Annotated in this window: 10 protein-coding genes; 6 read left to right on the top strand and 4 right to left on the bottom strand. The window is 68.8% G+C overall.

Features of this window, described 5'->3' with window-relative positions:
* Positions 1 to 30 precede the first annotated feature (30 nt).
* From QHF84_RS21310 to QHF84_RS21300, 3 genes are read right to left on the bottom strand one after another with little or no spacing between them, the layout of a single operon-like run.
* Complete coding sequence (locus QHF84_RS21310; RefSeq protein WP_281315187.1) at positions 31 to 2,997, bottom strand: CHAT domain-containing protein; 2,967 nt, start codon at positions 2,995 to 2,997, stop codon at positions 31 to 33.
* Positions 2,973 to 5,018, bottom strand: a complete 2,046-nt coding sequence (locus QHF84_RS21305; RefSeq protein ID WP_281315186.1) for a hypothetical protein — start codon at positions 5,016 to 5,018, stop codon at positions 2,973 to 2,975. Before QHF84_RS21305 ends, QHF84_RS21310 begins: the two co-directional genes overlap by 25 nt.
* Positions 5,015 to 7,090 (bottom strand): hypothetical protein, encoded by a 2,076-nt coding sequence (locus QHF84_RS21300; RefSeq protein WP_281315185.1) that lies wholly within the window; start codon positions 7,088 to 7,090, stop codon positions 5,015 to 5,017. Before QHF84_RS21300 ends, QHF84_RS21305 begins: the two co-directional genes overlap by 4 nt.
* Positions 7,091 to 7,174: 84 nt before the next feature.
* Here QHF84_RS21300 and QHF84_RS21295 point away from each other — a divergent pair, with 84 nt between their 5' ends.
* Positions 7,175 to 8,638, top strand: coding sequence for a hypothetical protein (locus QHF84_RS21295; RefSeq protein WP_281315184.1), 1,464 nt, complete (start codon positions 7,175 to 7,177; stop codon positions 8,636 to 8,638).
* Between the two features lie 288 nt (positions 8,639 to 8,926).
* A complete protein-coding gene (locus QHF84_RS21290; RefSeq protein WP_281315183.1) occupies positions 8,927 to 9,856 on the top strand; it encodes a hypothetical protein in 930 nt (309 codons plus the stop codon).
* Between the two features lie 28 nt (positions 9,857 to 9,884).
* On the opposite strand, the gene QHF84_RS21285 is transcribed toward QHF84_RS21290, so the two are convergent.
* On the bottom strand, positions 9,885 to 11,840 hold the full coding sequence (locus QHF84_RS21285) for a hypothetical protein (RefSeq protein WP_281315182.1): 1,956 nt from the start codon (positions 11,838 to 11,840) through the stop codon (positions 9,885 to 9,887).
* 147 nt (positions 11,841 to 11,987) lie between these two features.
* Between QHF84_RS21285 and QHF84_RS21280 the strand changes: the two genes are divergently transcribed.
* From QHF84_RS21280 to QHF84_RS21265, 4 genes are read left to right on the top strand one after another with little or no spacing between them, the layout of a single operon-like run.
* Positions 11,988 to 12,701 (top strand): response regulator transcription factor, encoded by a 714-nt coding sequence (locus tag QHF84_RS21280; protein ID WP_281315181.1) that lies wholly within the window; start codon positions 11,988 to 11,990, stop codon positions 12,699 to 12,701.
* 3 nt (positions 12,702 to 12,704) lie between these two features.
* Complete coding sequence (locus QHF84_RS21275; RefSeq protein WP_281315180.1) at positions 12,705 to 14,069, top strand: HAMP domain-containing sensor histidine kinase; 1,365 nt, start codon at positions 12,705 to 12,707, stop codon at positions 14,067 to 14,069.
* Between the two features lie 36 nt (positions 14,070 to 14,105).
* Positions 14,106 to 15,236, top strand: coding sequence for a CotH kinase family protein (locus QHF84_RS21270; protein WP_281315179.1), 1,131 nt, complete (start codon positions 14,106 to 14,108; stop codon positions 15,234 to 15,236).
* A 14-nt stretch (positions 15,237 to 15,250) separates the two neighbouring features.
* A complete protein-coding gene (locus tag QHF84_RS21265; protein ID WP_281315178.1) occupies positions 15,251 to 16,006 on the top strand; it encodes a polyphosphate polymerase domain-containing protein in 756 nt (251 codons plus the stop codon).

Here is a 16,006-nt window from a genome sequence, read left to right as displayed (position 1 = left end):
TCGCGGTCATCATGCTCCTCTGCAGTCGTGTCAGCTTCCCTGACCGTAGTGCACATGCGCAGCCCAATGGAACGCCATCCCGCGGCCACGCGCATCCTCCTTCAGCCAGCTCCGCTGCACCTCGGCGAGCGCGCGCGCCGAAGGCCAGCGCGCAGCAGCCCGATAGAGGTCCTCCATGAACGCGCCGCTCACGGCGTCGTCGACCTCCCAGAGCGGCGCGATCGCCGCGCCCGCGCCGGCGCGCAGGAACGCGGCCGGCAGACAAACCACCTCGTGGCCCGGCAAAACGGCGGCGCTCGCGGTCCAGCAGCAGGCGAGAATGGCGAGCCTGAGCCTCTGGAGCGCGCGGACCTGGATGTCGGCGAGCGTGACCTCTCCCGTCGTCCCCTCCGGGCCGGACACGAGGAGGCGTGAACGGTGGGGTTGGTCTCTATCGAACATTCCATGACAGGCCCAGTGGACGATCTCGGCCTCGTCGAGGGCGGCCAGGATCGCCCTCGGCTGCGCGGCGGCCCCCGTGAGGAGGGTCGCGGAGCCGCTGCCAGGGACCCGCGCGGCCACGCGTTCGACCTCGGCGATCGCGCCGGGAAGTGGCTTCCATGAAGTGCCAGGGTAATCGCTCACGCCGACGCCGAGGAAATGCCCGGAGAGCGCCGGACGGCGTCCCGGGACGTTCGCGAGATCGACGAACCCGACGCCGGGCGCGGTGCTCAACGTGAACAGCTCGCAAAGACGCGATTCCCCGCACGGAAGCGCGGCGAACGGGGCATGGATGAGGACGTCGTGTGGGACCAGGATCACGTGTTCGACGGAGCCCGCGAGAGGGCCCAGGATCTCGTCGACGCCCATGCCCTTCGAGAGGCGGCGAAGAGCATGGAGGACACGACGATCGCCGATCCGCGCCTGCCATTGCTGGACGATCTCGGAGAGCGCTTCCCGTACGGCCTCGTAGAGCTCCACGCGCGTCGTGGGGAGCGTCGTGACGGAGATGCGCCCCCGCGAGAGCACGAACACGAAGAGCCGGTCGGCCACGGCATGATAATGCACGATGGCGACCTTCCGGGGAATCCGGTGAAGAGGCAGGAAGCGATCGAGGAACACCGTGCGGGTCGTCCTCGCGCCCGCGGTTCGGCGGGAGAGCTCGAGCTGCGCACGGACCCAGGCCTCGATCTGATGACTCTCCGTGGCGAGCTCCGGAGGTACGGCCGGCAGCACGTGCGCAGTTTCCTCCGTCGACGCCGAGAGCGTGCGGTCGAGGGGCCAGCCGCTGAGACATGCCACTTCACGATAACGCGCGAGCACCTCGCGTCGGAGCCGAAAGCGGTGCAGCAGCGCGCCGATCGGGCGGAGCGGGCTCGAAGGCGGAGCGAGGGTCGACAGAGAGGCGATTCGCGCGGCGACGAACTCGTCCTGCCGCGACATCCGGTTGAGCATCCAGAACACGCGGTCGTCCTGATCGAGCGCCGACGTGAGGGTATCGAGGAGCGCCTTCGCCTCTGCGGCGCGGTGCGCGTATTCCTCGGCCGCGCCGAGGCGGGCGAACGTCCACACGAGGCGCTCGAGGTACTGGAGCCTGTCGAGCGGCAAGCCCTGCTCCGCGGCTTCGGCGATGCATTGGAGGAGCGCGTCGCGCGCGGCGGGGTATTCACCGCGCACGTGGTCGAAGAGCGCCCGATGATAACGCGTGCGCGTGCGGATTCGCAGCGCGTCCGTGGACGCGGCGAGGTCTTCCAGCACGGAAAGGCGCTTTCCGGCCTCTTCGAGGCGTCCGGCCGAGAGCGCGACGAGGACACGATTCGCCCTGAGCGCCCATTCGTCCGCGAAGCGCTCTTTCTGCCGAGCGGTCGTGCCCCCGAGCGGCGCTGCCGCGACGCGCGTTCGGCCCGGATCGGAGGGCGGCGTATCCTCCTCGGCGTCGAGCACCTGCTCCGGCACGAACGGTAACCCCTCTTCCTGGGAGGCGTCCGAGCGTTTGTCCTGGATTGCCTGGCGGCGCGACGCGACCTCGCGCCGGAGGGCGGCGTGCGCCGGACCGCCGTCGAGGCGCGCCTCGAAATCGTCGAGGACACGCTCGGCTTCGGCGAGGCGGTTGAGCTGGGCGAGGAGGCCTGCGTGGAAGAGCGTGATCCATGCGTCCCGCCGGGTCGGCGGACCTCGGCGTCGGTCCACGAGCCGGTCGAGGCTCCGGCGCGCGTCACTGAGCCGCCCCTCGAGGCCCGCTCGCCGGGCTGCGAGCGCGAGCCACGGCGTCTCGTCGGGGTGGGGACCATCGCCCTTGAAATGGTGTGCCCGCGCCTCCGCTTCGATTTCCTCGGCCGCCGCGACGTCACCACAGTCCAGACAGAGCTCGACGAGCGAGACGTCGATGTCCGGCGCCGAGAAAAACATGCCGGGCAAACGGGTTCGTCGGACCTCCATCCGGGCGCGCTTCGTCGCTTCGATGGCCGGTCCGAAGTGACCGATGGCCGTCCAATACCTTGCAATCACGAGCCAGGCCTCGACGCGCGCTTTCGTGTCCTCCTCCGCGCTCCTGCCTTGCCACTTCAGCGCGCCGATCTGCTCGATCAAGCCGGCTCGGGTCCGGCCTTGCGTATCGAGCGGCTCGGCTCGTCCGAGGACGGCGTCGGCCAGAAACTTCTCGGCGCTCGCGAGATCGACGGCCTCGATGCACGTCTCCGCGAGCCTCAGGTTCGCGTGGAAGACGCCGTACGCGTGCCCGAGGGCCTGCATTCGCTTGCGCGTGGTCACGAGCAGGCGGATCGCGGTCTTCGGCTGCCCGAGCCGGGAGCAGCATCGCGCGATACGATCGCAGAGGTGCTCCGGGACGAGCCGCCCCGCATCGAGCAAGCTCTGCAACATCGTGGCATAGGCATCGAGCGCGGCCTCGAAATCCTGCGCGCGCTCGCGTTCGCCCGCGTGTCGGAACAGCTCTCCGAGCGCCTGCTCGGGCAGGGCTCGCCCCGCGTGCTCCGTCACGGGGCCCTCGACGGGCCACACGACGCGCGCTCCGCCTCGGTGATGACACCATTACCATCCGCGTCACAGTTCCTGCGAGGAGGGTGATTGTAATGGATCCTGACGTGCCGCCTCGACGTCGCGCCATCTCCCAGAGACGCCGCTCCCAGCGTCACCTGGCGGTAGCGCTTTCCGTCGCTCGTATCGATCAGGATTCCGGGCAGGTGGAGCTCCCCGGCCATCACGACTTCCTCCCATTGAACGTCGGGCGAGGCCGCGATTTCGGCGAGGCTGCCGTGCCCGCTCGTTTCGAGGTCGTGCCGGTTCAGGGAGATGCGATCGTCGATGTAAAACACCGTGTCTCCCGGGGAGGCCGCGAGCGCCACGCGGTCCTGCATCTGGATTTGCTGGCCCGTGGGGAAGCGGGAGATCTTGAGGGCGCTCCGCAGCTCCGTGCCGTCGACGACGAGCGTGAGCTCCCGCGCCGGGGCGCCGAGAATCTCGCGCGCGGGATCCCGTCGCGCCGCGAGGTAGCCGTGGACGTCGCCGAGCATCGGCGTGCCCTCGATCCGCGCGATCGCCTCCGGTGACAGGCGCTCGAGATCCCCGAGGCGCGAGAGGCCGCGCTGGGCTCGACCGGACTGGATGTCGGCCAATGCGCGCCCGAGCTCGAGCTCGGTCGAGGCATTGCCTTCAATCTCGGCCGCGAGATCGTAAAGGGATCCCGCCTCGGGACCTGCGCCGAGCGCGAGGTGCTGATGGGCTCGCTCGACCACCTCGGCATGCAATGCCTCCAAGGCGGCGGCCTTACCGGCGGGATCTTTTCCAGCGGCCTCGAGCGTCGATTTCAACGCCCCTCGTCCGTCATCCTTCTCGATGCTGTCGAGCGCCTTCTGCAGCTCGGGCTCGACGGGCTGCGGCTCGGTGGACTCGACGGCCTCTTCAGGGCTCGACACGTATGCGGCCGCGGTCGTCGCGCCGGCCGGCTTCGCGCGGTTCGTGTCGTTCGCGGCGCGCGTGAGCCGGAGCCTGACGCGATCTCCCTCCGCGCGGCCGCCCGAGAGGATCGCGACGTTCTCCTCGGCCACGGCGGCGCCCTCGAGCCGGCGGGTCTGGGTCACCCGGAGTCGCTCTCCGGGGAGGACGTCGATGGATACGCTTGTTCCGCTCGATGGCGAGGTTTCGTCGTCGCGCTTCGTATCGACCTGCACGGACACCGGCGGCGGATGGCGCGGGCGCGTGGGGGCCGTCCAGTTCGTCCAGGGACCGCTCGGCGTCGAGCTCACGTTCGACGTCGAGGTGTCTGTCGATCCCGTGTAGGTCGAGTGATTCGAGTCTTGCGTGGAATGCCCCGAGGAAGGCCTCGCGGAGCGACCGCGGCCAAACTTGGCGAGGGCCACGGTCGGCTCCTCGGCGATCACGCGAAGCCAATCGCGCGCGCCGTATTCGAGGACGGACGCGTGATGCGCGTCCGGGCCTGCGTCGGCTCTCAGGGGCTCCGAGGAGACCCTTTCGACGCGAATCTCGGCGGCAGCCACGTCCGCGGAGATCCGGAATGCGTGTACGGTCACCGGCTTTTCACCCGGCTCGCGCGGGATTTCGCCCATCAGGCGCTGCATCGTGCGGACCGAATCGGGATCGTCCTCGTCGACGAAGAGGAGCGCCTCCACGTCGCGCACGACGGCGACGCGCCCCGAGCCGTGCGCGAGGTCCATGGATGGGGCGGCGGCACGGGGCCGAGCCGGCAAGATGCGGCGGCTGGCCCGCGCGACCGCAATCGGGTCGAGCCGCATCTGGATCAACGTGCCGTAAACGGCCCAATCCCGGAGCGTGTCCTTGGCGATCTCGGTCGGCTGCCCGCGGAGGTGATGGACGGCGTCGCCGATGTCCACGACGAGCTGGTCGATGTCTGCCGCCGGGATCGCTCTGACCTCGGGCGGCTCGTGGCGAGCGAAGGACTCGCGCCAGCACGAGGAGAAGAGGCCGCCGACGACGGCCACGAAGAGGACGACGCGAATGAGTAGCCCCTCGCATTTATCGACGATGCCGCTGTCGTCACTCATTGTGCACCTCCGAAGGAGCTCCACGCGCTCGCCTCCACGACTGCCCGCCGCTCGAGCGCCTTGGCTTCGGCCTCGAGCCGCTGGACGTCGGCCTGCCGATGCTCGCGGGCGGCGCGCGAAATCTCGCGGAGCAGGACGCCCGCGTGCAGATCGATGACGTCGAGGGTCCTGTAGTCGAATACCTCCTGCGGCGTGTAATCGAGGAACGCCCGCGCTGCTTCTCCCATGGCCGCCGTGTCCTCGGCCGTGGCGGCCATGCAGAGGTCCTCGTAAGCCGCATCCCGCAGAACCCCTCGAACGGCCACGTACGAGGCGCGCCCGAGGCCCACCAGGCACAAAACCGCGCAGATCACGAGGTACCCCCGGAACTCGAGCGACAGGTGGTTGAAACCTGCGGAGACGCCCTTGTAAACCCTGCGGCGACGGCTCGTCGCGCCCCCGAGGAGCCGAAGGGAAGTGGCCATGCGAAAACGATGGGGATGGTTCGCCGCACGCTCGCGGAGCCGCGCTCCGGCGAGGTCGACCATCGCCATGTCGGGCTTTCGGGTCTCGAACGGCGGCGGCGGGGCCGGCAGCGCGGCGACCAGCGATTCGACCGTGAGGGGCTCGTCCCCGACCACGACCGCCTCGATGTGTGACCAGGGCACGCCCATGAGCTCGGGATGATTGCCCTGGATGGAGCAGCGGGTGATCGAGAATGCCTGACCGCGCTTGCGCCCCTCCCGGAGCTCCCTCCCGAGCGTCAGGGCCGAAGCGAGGGCCGCGCGGGTGGGTAGATCCAGATCGAGGCGGATGATGAGATCGATGCAATCGGCCCAGTCGCGGCGGTCGCGGTCGATCGCGACGGGGTGGTTCGTTCCGTCACGCGCGAGGGCCGCGCTCGCGTGGTCGAGCATATCCATGAAGCGGGGCGCGTGGGGGCCGGATATCGACCAGGTGAGCCCTGCCGCGGCCAAGTGCAGGACCTGATCGGCGTCGAGCTCCGCAGAAAATGGGTTGTCCGGGGCGCACAGGCCTGCGCGTAGCAAGTGTTCGATCGCGCGGTTGAAGTCTCCGACGTGCGACGCGTTTTGCGCAAGGTGAGCCTGGAGCGTGCCCATGAAGGACAAGAGGCTGGAGCCGAAGGCCGTGGTATTCCCGAAGGCGCGCAGGAGCTCGAGCGCCTCGAACGCTCGAAGCGGCGGAAGCGACGTGATCACGGGCCTGAGCTTCATCAAGCGCTCGCCGGCCTCGAACGCGAGGCGTCGCCGCGCTGCGTGCTCGGCGGAATGGAGGCCACGCGCGACCTGCAAATACCAATGGAGTGCCGTCACGATCTGCTGCTGCGCGGCAGCGTGGCGCGCGTGGTCGAGCGCGGCCCTGAGCGGAGCACGCTGGGGATGCTCGTGGTGCCAGAGGAATTCCGAGACGACCGGCAAACCCTTCTTGTCTGCCGGAATCATCCACCAATGAAAGGCTTGTCGGAACTCGTTCTTCGATGCGGTGACGAGCAGCGCATGCAGGCTGGGGAGAAAATCGGTCAGCGCATCAATGACGCGCCGCGAAAGCGCCGCCGGTTTGGCCATTCCGAGCCGTGCCGCGAGGGCGCGGAGCTCGACCCGCACGTCGGCCCTCACCTCGAGGACGTCGAACGCGCGGTGCACCTTGGACCAGAGCGCGTCGAGCTCGTCGTGGAAGCCATTGAGCTCGCGCCACACCGCCTCGTCGAGCAGGTACATGGCCGTGGCTCGCCGCGCGCGGCCGCTCAGCCGGGCCCGCGCGAACGTCCATGCACCGGGGGCCTTCTTGGGGCATCGCAGCAAGTGCCAGGCGAGGCGCCGCGCAGGATCCGAAAGAATCCACGTCGCCGCGTATTCGATGCTGTCCGGCTCCAGACGGGCGTCTTCGTGCGGAAACTGCGCCTCGATGTCGCCCTGGGGGGTATCCTCGGCGATTCCGAGGATCGTGTAGGGATCCAAGCACTGGATGAAGCCGACGGTGGGTGCGAAAAACACCGGCCACGCACGCCCGAAAGCGTCATGGCCCACGTCGCGTGGCGTTGCTTTCCCCATCCGGTCATGGTAATGGCTCATGCAGCATACCTCAAGCTGTTCGATGCCCCCGACAGGGAGAACCCCCACGAGGCGCTCGGGAGCGAACATGCAAAAGAGATGCCCATGACCACCGATACCGGCGACGAGCACCTCTTCTGCAATGGAATCGATGGGGAGACCGGGGCGTACGCGCTCGACCCGCCTCCGACGATCGCCGAGATCGCCCAGGTGGCCCGGCAGAGCTTGATGATACCGGGCGTCCCGGGACCGGGTGCCTCGACGCGCAGCCCCTCCGATCCCCGCTTCGCGCCGATTCTCGCGGACCTCGCCGAGATGGGCTGGGGCGTGATCTTCGCGAAAAACACCTCCCCCGAGGTCCGGTCGGCTCTCGAGCCCCTGCTCGCGCTGCGCCGCGAACAAGCCGGCGACCTGTTCAAGGAGCTCACGTTCGATCCCGCGACGGACTCGTTCCGCCGATGGCTTTCGCGGCACGACCTCGCGCCGGGCCATTTCGACGAATCCAAGGTCCCGTTTTATCTGCTCATCGTCGGTGACCCGTCCGCCATTCCATTCGAATTCCAGTACCTCCTCGACATCGACCATGCCGTCGGGCGGCTCGACCTCCATAGCCCCGCCGACTACGCGAGTTACGCGCGTTCACTCATCGCGTACGAGCGCGCCGCGGAGCCGCTCCAGGAGCGCGAGGTGGTGCTCTGGGGTCCTCGGCAAGATCCGGCGACGGAGCTCAGCGCCGATATGCTGCTCGGGCCGCTGGCCTCCGAGGGCGGACCACCCGAGCCGAGCCGCGAAGCAAGGCGGGGGACGAGGCGAGGTCGCTCCCCATCGTTCCGCGTGACGTCCCACGTGCACGCCGGAGGGACCAAGGCAAACCTGCTCCAGACGTTGCATCGCGGGCCCGATCGGCGCCCGCCGGCGATGTTGTTCACGGCCTCTCACGGCGTTTGCTGGCCCAAAGGACACCCGAGGCAAGCGAGGGCGCAAGGCGCGCTTCTTTGCCAGGACTGGCCGATCGGATCGCCCATCAGGCCGGAGCACTGCTTCCTCGCCGACGATGTCGGCGCGAACGCCCGCCTGCACGGGCTCGTTGCGTTTTTCTTCGGCTGTTTCACCGCGGGTACACCCCATAAGGACAACTTCCTGCTTCCGGGGGCCGGCCCTCCTTCGTCCCTGGCCGAGCGTCCCTTCGTCTCGCCCCTGCCGCGACGATTGCTTGCGCACCCTGGCGGAGGGGCCCTGGCCGCGATCGGTCACATCGACCGCGCGTGGCGGTATTCCATCAAGCCGGCCGATACGAGCGCACAGATCCAGCCGTTTCGCGCGAGCCTTCATGCCATCATGTCGGGGCTGCCCGTTGGCCTCGCGACGACCGATTTCAGCCGTCGTTACGCCACCCTCTCTTCGCATCTGCTCGGCATCGTGGACGAGCGACGCCGCGGCGCGACGAGCGATCCGACGGGAATCTCCGACGAGGAGCTCGCGAGCGCGTTCATCGAACGTAATGACGCGCAGGGATACGTGTTGCTCGGGGATCCGGCGGCGCGTTTGCGGCCGGAGCTCTTCTCGTGACGGTCCGCATGAGATCGTTGCCAGGTGTCGCGCGGCGTCGTCTTCATGGTCATCGGGTTACGGCCCCCTGCCTTGCAGGGGCCATGCCCGATGAACGCGTGCTTTCGAGTGCATGAGGCCGCGCCCCACGGGATTTGACGCGTCGTGTTCGCGTCAACGATGTCGCGCTGACGCGTCAGTCGACCCCTGGAGAGGCAGCTCGTCGAGGCCTTCACCCGCTACCACGATACGAAGGCTCGCAAGAGGAGCAGTGGACGCCGCGAGCGCAATCGTGTTCGATAGCCCCGCATGCCGCCCTCCTGCCGCATCACCGTCTCCGCAACCTATGGCGCGCTCGTGCTCATGTCCGCGCTCGCCGTCGGCTGCGGGTCCGAGCGCTCGCACGACGCGGCCGGTACGTTTCACCCGGAGCCCACGTCCGCGCTCACCAAGCCGCCGAGCGAGCCTGCCGCAACGCTTGCCGTGCCTTCCGCAGCGCCGCCTCTGCCCATGCCGCCGCCCGATCCCTTCGCGGCCCGCGACCCTGCCGCGCAAGTCCTCCGCGCCGAACCCGCGACGGACTTTCGCCGCCCGCCCGGGGACACGATTCACCTCGACGTCCGCACCGAGATTTTCGATCCGCACGCGCCCGCGGAGCTCTCGGCATCCCCCTCGGTTGCAATCGCGTTGCAGGGTAGGGACCTCGTGCTCGATTACCTCGGCCACTCGTCCTCGTGTGGGGGCGGCTTTCGCATCCAGAGCGCTTCGCTCGGGGACGGCTGGGTTTCGCTCGATGCCGAGCCGGATCGAAGCAAGGACGGCTGTCTCCGCATCTCGCGCCAGCGGCTCGTGCTGCCCGCTCCGCCTCCCGGCGACTGGGTCGTCGCGGTCGCGCAGGCCGCGCCCGTTCGTGTGACCATCCCGCTTCTGCGAGCCCGCGAGCTACGTGCGACGCTGCGCCCGACCGGCGAGCGCTGCGACGCACCCTCGCACCGCGTCGTCGGCGAGCACGACCGGGTCGTCATCACGACGTGTCGCATCTCGACGCCGGTGGGCGAAAAGCTCCGCGCGAGGCTCGCGAACGACTGGATCGTTCTCGAGTCCGCGCAGGACGAACGCTTCGCAGGACAACGCAGCCCGGAGAGCCGCTGGGTGGAGCTGCGAGGTATTCCGCCGGGGCATTACGCCGTGCGCTGGCTCGGCGAGCAGCACGAGCTCTGGACGGTCACCGTCCCCTGATCACGCGCCCCCCCCCGAGCCACGCGGCTCAATGGCACTGGAACCAGGCGGTCTTCGAGAAGACGTACATCACGCCGAGATCGCCGAAGCTCAGCCCCGGCACCAGATCCTCCCCGAACTGGAGCACGAAGTCGCCGGGCTTCGCCGCCCACAGGCTCTCCTCGTCCCCGGTCTGCAGCCAGGTAGGCATCCACGCCGCGTGCGACGTGGCGAGGAGCTGCTTCTTCGACAAGTGCGCGCCATTCTCGAAGCAGAGCGTGCCGGCGGCGAGCCGCGGTCCTTCGAGGTCCGCGGGAAAGGCGGGCTCCCCGGCGGCGAGCTCGGCCTCGCCGAGCAGCAGCACCGCCACGTGGTCATTGCCCGGCGCATAGGCCTCGTGCTCGCGCGGCGAGGAGACGAAGAAGGCGAGGGCGCGCTTGCCCTCGGGCCGGAGGATCGGGTGCTCGCGAAGGTCGAGCGTGAGCACGTGGTGCATGGGTTTGCCCTCGCGCCGGGGCCAGCTCTCCGCGGTCACGCCGATGGGCAGCCCGCCGACACGATTGAGGGCGTCGGCGGCGGGCGGCGCGTCGTAACTCGCGCGCAGGATCCGCGGCTGCAAGGACGGGCCGTCCGCCGGGCCGCGCATCTTGCCCGCTTCGGTGCGGGCGATCGCGTCGACGTCCACGCCGAGCGCGGCGATCTCGCGCCGCAGGAAGGTGCCGACGTCGTCGGCGAGCACCTCGACCTTGTCGGGCGCGATGGCCACGAACTGGGCCTTGCCCGGCTGCGGCATCCAGAGGACGAGGAACGCTTCGCCCCGTTGCGCGAGCGTGGGGCCGCTCTTGAGCGGCTGCTGCGCCTCCTTGGGAAACCCCTTGGGGCGCGGCTTCTTCAACGTGCGGTGCTCGCCGAGGAGCACGGCGCCGAGCCAGGTCGACTTGACGCGCTCCGCGAGCGGGCCACGCGCCATCCTGTCGCCGAGGATGTCGAGCGTGGTGGAGAAGTAGGTCCACGGGCCGATGCCGGTGGTGCCGACGGCGGAAGCGGCGCGCAGCACGCGCGGAGCCCCCACGCCCGACGCTTCCCCGAGGGCGGCGAGCAGGCCATCGATCTCGGACACCCACGCCGGCAAGCCCTCGCGGCGCGGCTCGCCGTGCTTGGCGCCACGTGCTTCGAGCAGCCCGAGGCAGCCCTCGAGCTCCGCGAGCCGCTTGGCGCGGTCGGGGGCGAAGCCGCCCTTCTTGCCGTAGGCGGCGTGGAGCGTGGCGTAGATGCCCGCGGCCTGCTCGACCATGTCGAGCGCCGTGAAGCCCACCGGCAGCATCAAATGCGGCACGAAGCCGCCGTCGGCGGGCACGCAGTTCTCACAGACGAACTTGTAGGGCGACGTGCTCGGGCGAGAGGGCTCGGCGCTCCGTGCGAGGGCGCGCTCGAGCAGGGCCGGAGATCCGTGGAGCGCGACGGCGTGGAGCGCGGAGAGCCCCTTTTCGCCCGGTCGATCGATGTCGGAGAGGGCGTCGAGGAGCAGCTCGGCGTTCTTCGGGGCATTGCTTCGATTCGAGCCGAGCGCGGCAAACAGCGCGGAAAGGCGGGTCTCCTCGCTGGCCACGGCCGCAAGCGTTTGGACCACCTCGGGCCCGGCGAACGCGGCCGCCACGGCGAGCGCCGTCTTGTCCCCTGCGAGATCCGCCGGCGTGGCGCCCCGCGCGAGCGCCTGCCGGACGATCCGCAGCCGCTGGGCGTCATCACGGCACGAGAGCATCGAGACGAGCGAGCCGAGCGAGGGAACAGCCGCGCCCCGCTCCAGGATCAGCTCCACGGCGTCGGCGCCCACGCCGTCGGAGCGGCTCTCGGCGATGATCTTCTCGACGAGCTCTGCCCCTTCGCCGCTTCGAAGCACGTCCGGCGCGGCGTCGAGGAGGGCAGGGAGCGCGGCGAGGGTGGCCTCGCAGGCGGCCTTGGGACTCTCGGAAAAGAGGGTTAGGAGGTCGGCAATGGTGTGCATCGAGGGGGGCCGACATAACAGTGTCGGGCGGGACCGACAAGGGCCAAACCCAGCATCCGGCGACGGGCGTGGGGCGCTCGGCCCGCCCCATGTTAAGCAACTGTTAGCGACGCACTTCGCCCGCGGCGCGGGTGGTAGTCTGCGCCGATGATGCCCGTGGAGAGGACCTCGACCTCGATCGTGTTCATCGAGGACGACGAGAAGCTCGCGCGCCTCACGGCGAGATACCTGGAATCCCACAACGTCCGCGTCACGCTGGCGACCGATGCCCGCGACGGGATCGCCGCTGTTTTACGCGAGCACCCCGACGTCGTCCTCCTCGACCTCATGCTCCCCGAGATCGACGGCTTCGAGGTCTGTCAGCGCCTCCGCGCCCGCGTCCACACCCCGATCATCATGGTCACCGCGCGCGGCGAAGAGGCCGATCGCGTCATGGGCCTCGAAGGCGGCGCCGACGATTACCTTCCGAAGCCGTTTTCCGCGCGTGAGCTCCTCGCGCGCATCCGGGCGCACGCGCGCCGCGCCCGCGGCCTCTCGGGTCCCCCGGCCGAGCGCCAGATCGTCGCCGGCTCCCTCACCATCGATCCTTGCGCCCGCCGGGCCATCTTCGGCGAGACGGAGCTCGCGCTCACGACGTACGAGTTCGACCTCCTGCACGCCCTCGCCGAGCGCGCCGGGCGCGTGCTCACGCGCGAGCAGCTCGTGGATCTCGTGCGCGGCAGCGCGGACGAGGCCTTCGATCGTTCGATCGACGTCCACGTCTCGCACCTCCGGAAGAAGCTCGGTGACGACTCGAAAAACCCCCGGATCATCAAGACCGTACGCGGCATCGGATACGTGTTCGCGATCGACCGGATGTGAGCCATGGCCCTCCGTGACGTCCTGCGCACGCGCCTGGCCCTCCGCATCTACCTCGTGGGCCTCGCGCAATTCGCGGTGGTCGCGGCAAGCTTCATCGCCATCCTCGAGATCAACCGGCCCAAGGGGTTCCCCCACGAGCACCAGGTTCGTTTCTTTCACGAGCTGATCACGCGGGAGATCGACGACCCGCGCGCGCTTCGGGGCGTGCTCGATCTCATGCAGACCGAGCTGCACTCCACGGTCACCGTGGTCGATCCGGACGGCGCTGTCTTCGCGACCAACGCGCCCGGCGCGCCGCCCCCCTGCATGCCGCCGAGGCCGGGGAAATTCCTCGAGGATCGGCCTCCGCCTTGTCACGTGAAACTCGTGCGTTTTCCCGATGGTCGCGACGGGCGGATCGAGCAGATGTCCCCCTTTCGACCGCCGCCGGGCCCGCCCATCACCGCGCCGCGCTTGATCGCGATGGTCCTCGTGGTCGTGGGCATCTCGTCGTGGCTGCTCGCGCGTACGCTCACGCGGCCGCTGCGTCGCCTGTCTTCCGCGGCGCGCGCGTTCGGCGGCGGCGATCTGAAGGCCCGCGCCGCTCTGCCGAACCGCGACGAGCTCGGCGACGTGTCGCGCGCGTTCGACGAGATGGCCGAGCGCGTGACCGAGCTCTTACGGGCCGAACGGGAGCTGCTCGCGAACGTCTCGCACGAGCTGCGCACGCCGCTCTCGCGCATTCGAATGGCCCTCGCGCTCGTCGCCGAGGCAGAAGGCGACGTCGCCGTCGCGCAGGAGATGCTCGGCGAGATTGGCGGGGATCTCGACGAGCTCGAGCGGCTCATCTCCGACGTCCTCACGGCCGCGCGGCTCGATCTCGAGGATGTGGAATCACACGCCGGCATTCCTCCGCTGCGCCGCGAGCGCGTCGACGTCCATGAATTGCTCACGCACGCCGCGTCGCGGTTCCGCGCGGCGCACCCCCAGCGGACGCTGCGGGTCGACGTGCCCGCGGATTTGCCCCCCGTGGACGCGGATCCCGTGCTGCTCCGGCGCGTCTTCGACAACCTGCTCGAGAATGCCCACAAGTACACGGACAAGCCCTCGGAGGCGGTCGAGCTCGTCGCGCGCGCGGGCGAGGACATCATGGTCGAGGTGATCGACAAGGGCGTCGGGATCGCGGCGGCGGACCTGCCGCGCGTGTTTCGGCCGTTCTTCCGGGTCGACAAGAGCCGCACCCGCGCGACCGGGGGCCTCGGCCTCGGGCTTCCGCTCGCGAAACGGATCGTCGACGCGCACGGGGGCAAGATCGAGCTCGTCAGCGCGCCGAACGAGGGGACACGCGCGCGCGTGCGGCTCCCGATTGCACATCTTCGATCGGCTTAACACGCCGTTAACAACAATCTCGTACCCTCGGGAGGCATGCGATACCGTCTCGCTTCGATCCTCCTCTTCACATCGGCCTTCACGGGGTGCACCGCCGAGGATCCCGCGGATTCGGTCTTCGACCCGGCCAAGCTCCACAAGGTCGAGATCACCGTGGCTTCGACGTACCTCGATACGCTCGCGAACGACCTCGACGAGCGCGTGCCTTGCGACATCGTCTACGACGACGAGCTCGTCGCGGGATCCGGCATCCGGCAGAAGGGCAATACGCTCGTGGATCTCGCCGACAAGCCGAGCTTTTCCGTGAAGTTCGACGAGTTCGACGATCAGGCGAAGCTCTACGGGCTGAACAAGATCCTGCTGAACAACTCGAAGCAGGATCCCAGCTTTTTGCGCAGCCGGCTCGGCTCGGACGTGCATTTGCGCGCCGGCATCCCGGCCGCGCGCATCGCGCACGCGCAGGTGACGCTGAACGGCGTGGACAAGGGGATTTACGTGGTGGTCGAGGCCATCGACAAGGATTTTCTCCGGAGCCACTTCGGCGAGGAGTACGCCGAGGGCAACCTGTACGAGGGCCCCTGCTGCGGTGATTTCGTCGACGATATCGATCACATGGAACTCGAGGACGAGAAAAAGGACGGCCGGACCCGGGACGATCTCCTCGCGCTCGCCCAGGTCATCAAGGACACGCCCGATACGGAGCTCGCCGATGCGCTCGAAAAACGCCTCGATCTCGGGAAGTTCATGAAGAGCTACGCCCTCGAAGCGCTGCTCGGTCACTGGGACGGCTTCGCATTCCGGGCGAACAATCATTACATCTACAACAATCCGGACACCGGGCTCTTCGTGTTCATGCCGCACGGGATGGATCGCATCCTGGAGGATCCTGCGTTCGACACGGAGACCACGCCGGTGACCAAGCTGCCGCTGCGGATCCGCGCGGTCGAGGCGCTCGACATGGAGTTTCACACGCAGCTCACCGAGCTCGCCCGGACCGCGTGGGACGAAACATCCATGCAGGCGGTCATCAATCAGGCGGCCGCGGTGCTGCACACCGCGAGCTCAGGGGAGCAGACGAGCAAGGACCTCGCCGATTTCGACGCGAGCGTCACCGATCTCCGCAACATCGTGACCGTGCGCAGCGACAAGATCGCTCCCACGCCCTGAACACGAGGCGCGCCGTGGACAACATCATCGAGCGTTACGAGTACAAATACCTGGTCCCGGAGAGGCTCGTCCCGGCCGTTCGCGCCACGGCGCGCGCCACGTCGAAGATCGACAAGTACGCCGGGCCCGACGGCACGTACCGCATTCGATCGCTCTACTTCGATACGGATCGCTACGACCTGTTCTGGGCGAACGAGCGGGAGCAGGCCGATCGATTCAAGTTGCGGGCGCGCTGTTATCCGGCGAGCAAGGAGAGCCCGGTCTTTCTGGAGGTGAAAAGGCGCGTGCTCGACGTCATCGTCAAGACGCGCGCGGCCATGCCCGCGACCGCGTGGCGCGACGTGCTCGCCGGCAAGGAATCCGCGCTCGCCGCGCTCTCGCCGGGCGCGCGGTCGGGCGCCATGCGGTTCCTCGCGCCTTATCACCGGCACCACATTCGCCCGGTGTTGCTCGTCGAGTACGAGCGCGAGGCCTACATCAGCGAGATCGACACCTACGCGCGGCTCACGTTCGATCGGAAAATCGCGGTGCAGCCGCAGGAGTCGCTCGATCTCGAAGCCGTCCCGGGCAGGTGGCGGGCGATCGATCATCGGGCGCAGACGCGGACCGAGGAGCCCGTGTGCGTGCTCGAGCTGAAGTTCGAGCGGCGCCCGCCGCGGTGGATGGTCTCGCTCGTCCAGCGGCTCGACCTGATCCGTTATTCCTTCTCGAAGTATTGTTATGGAGTGACCGCGGAGCTGACGCTCCCGGACGAGCGCATTCCCGGCTGA

The organism is Polyangium sp. y55x31, from assembly GCF_029946505.1.
Taxonomy (GTDB): Bacteria; Myxococcota_A; Polyangia; order Polyangiales; family Polyangiaceae; genus Polyangium.
The sequence above is the reverse complement of the archived record's forward strand: the minus strand, read 5'-3'. Positions and strand labels throughout refer to the sequence as shown.

Bases quoted from the DNA above. Each gene is read 5' to 3' on its own strand.
- QHF84_RS21305 (WP_281315186.1), bottom strand. From the start codon at position 5,018: ATGAGTGACGACAGCGGCATCGTCGATAAATGCGAGGGGCTACTCATT.
- QHF84_RS21300 (WP_281315185.1), bottom strand. From the start codon at position 7,090: ATGAGCCATTACCATGACCGGATGGGGAAAGCAACGCCACGCGACGTG.
- QHF84_RS21295 (WP_281315184.1), top strand. From the start codon at position 7,175: ATGACCACCGATACCGGCGACGAGCACCTCTTCTGCAATGGAATCGAT.
- QHF84_RS21290 (WP_281315183.1), top strand. From the start codon at position 8,927: ATGCCGCCCTCCTGCCGCATCACCGTCTCCGCAACCTATGGCGCGCTC.
- QHF84_RS21285 (WP_281315182.1), bottom strand. From the start codon at position 11,840: ATGCACACCATTGCCGACCTCCTAACCCTCTTTTCCGAGAGTCCCAAG.
- QHF84_RS21280 (WP_281315181.1), top strand. From the start codon at position 11,988: ATGATGCCCGTGGAGAGGACCTCGACCTCGATCGTGTTCATCGAGGAC.
- QHF84_RS21275 (WP_281315180.1), top strand. From the start codon at position 12,705: ATGGCCCTCCGTGACGTCCTGCGCACGCGCCTGGCCCTCCGCATCTAC.
- QHF84_RS21270 (WP_281315179.1), top strand. From the start codon at position 14,106: ATGCGATACCGTCTCGCTTCGATCCTCCTCTTCACATCGGCCTTCACG.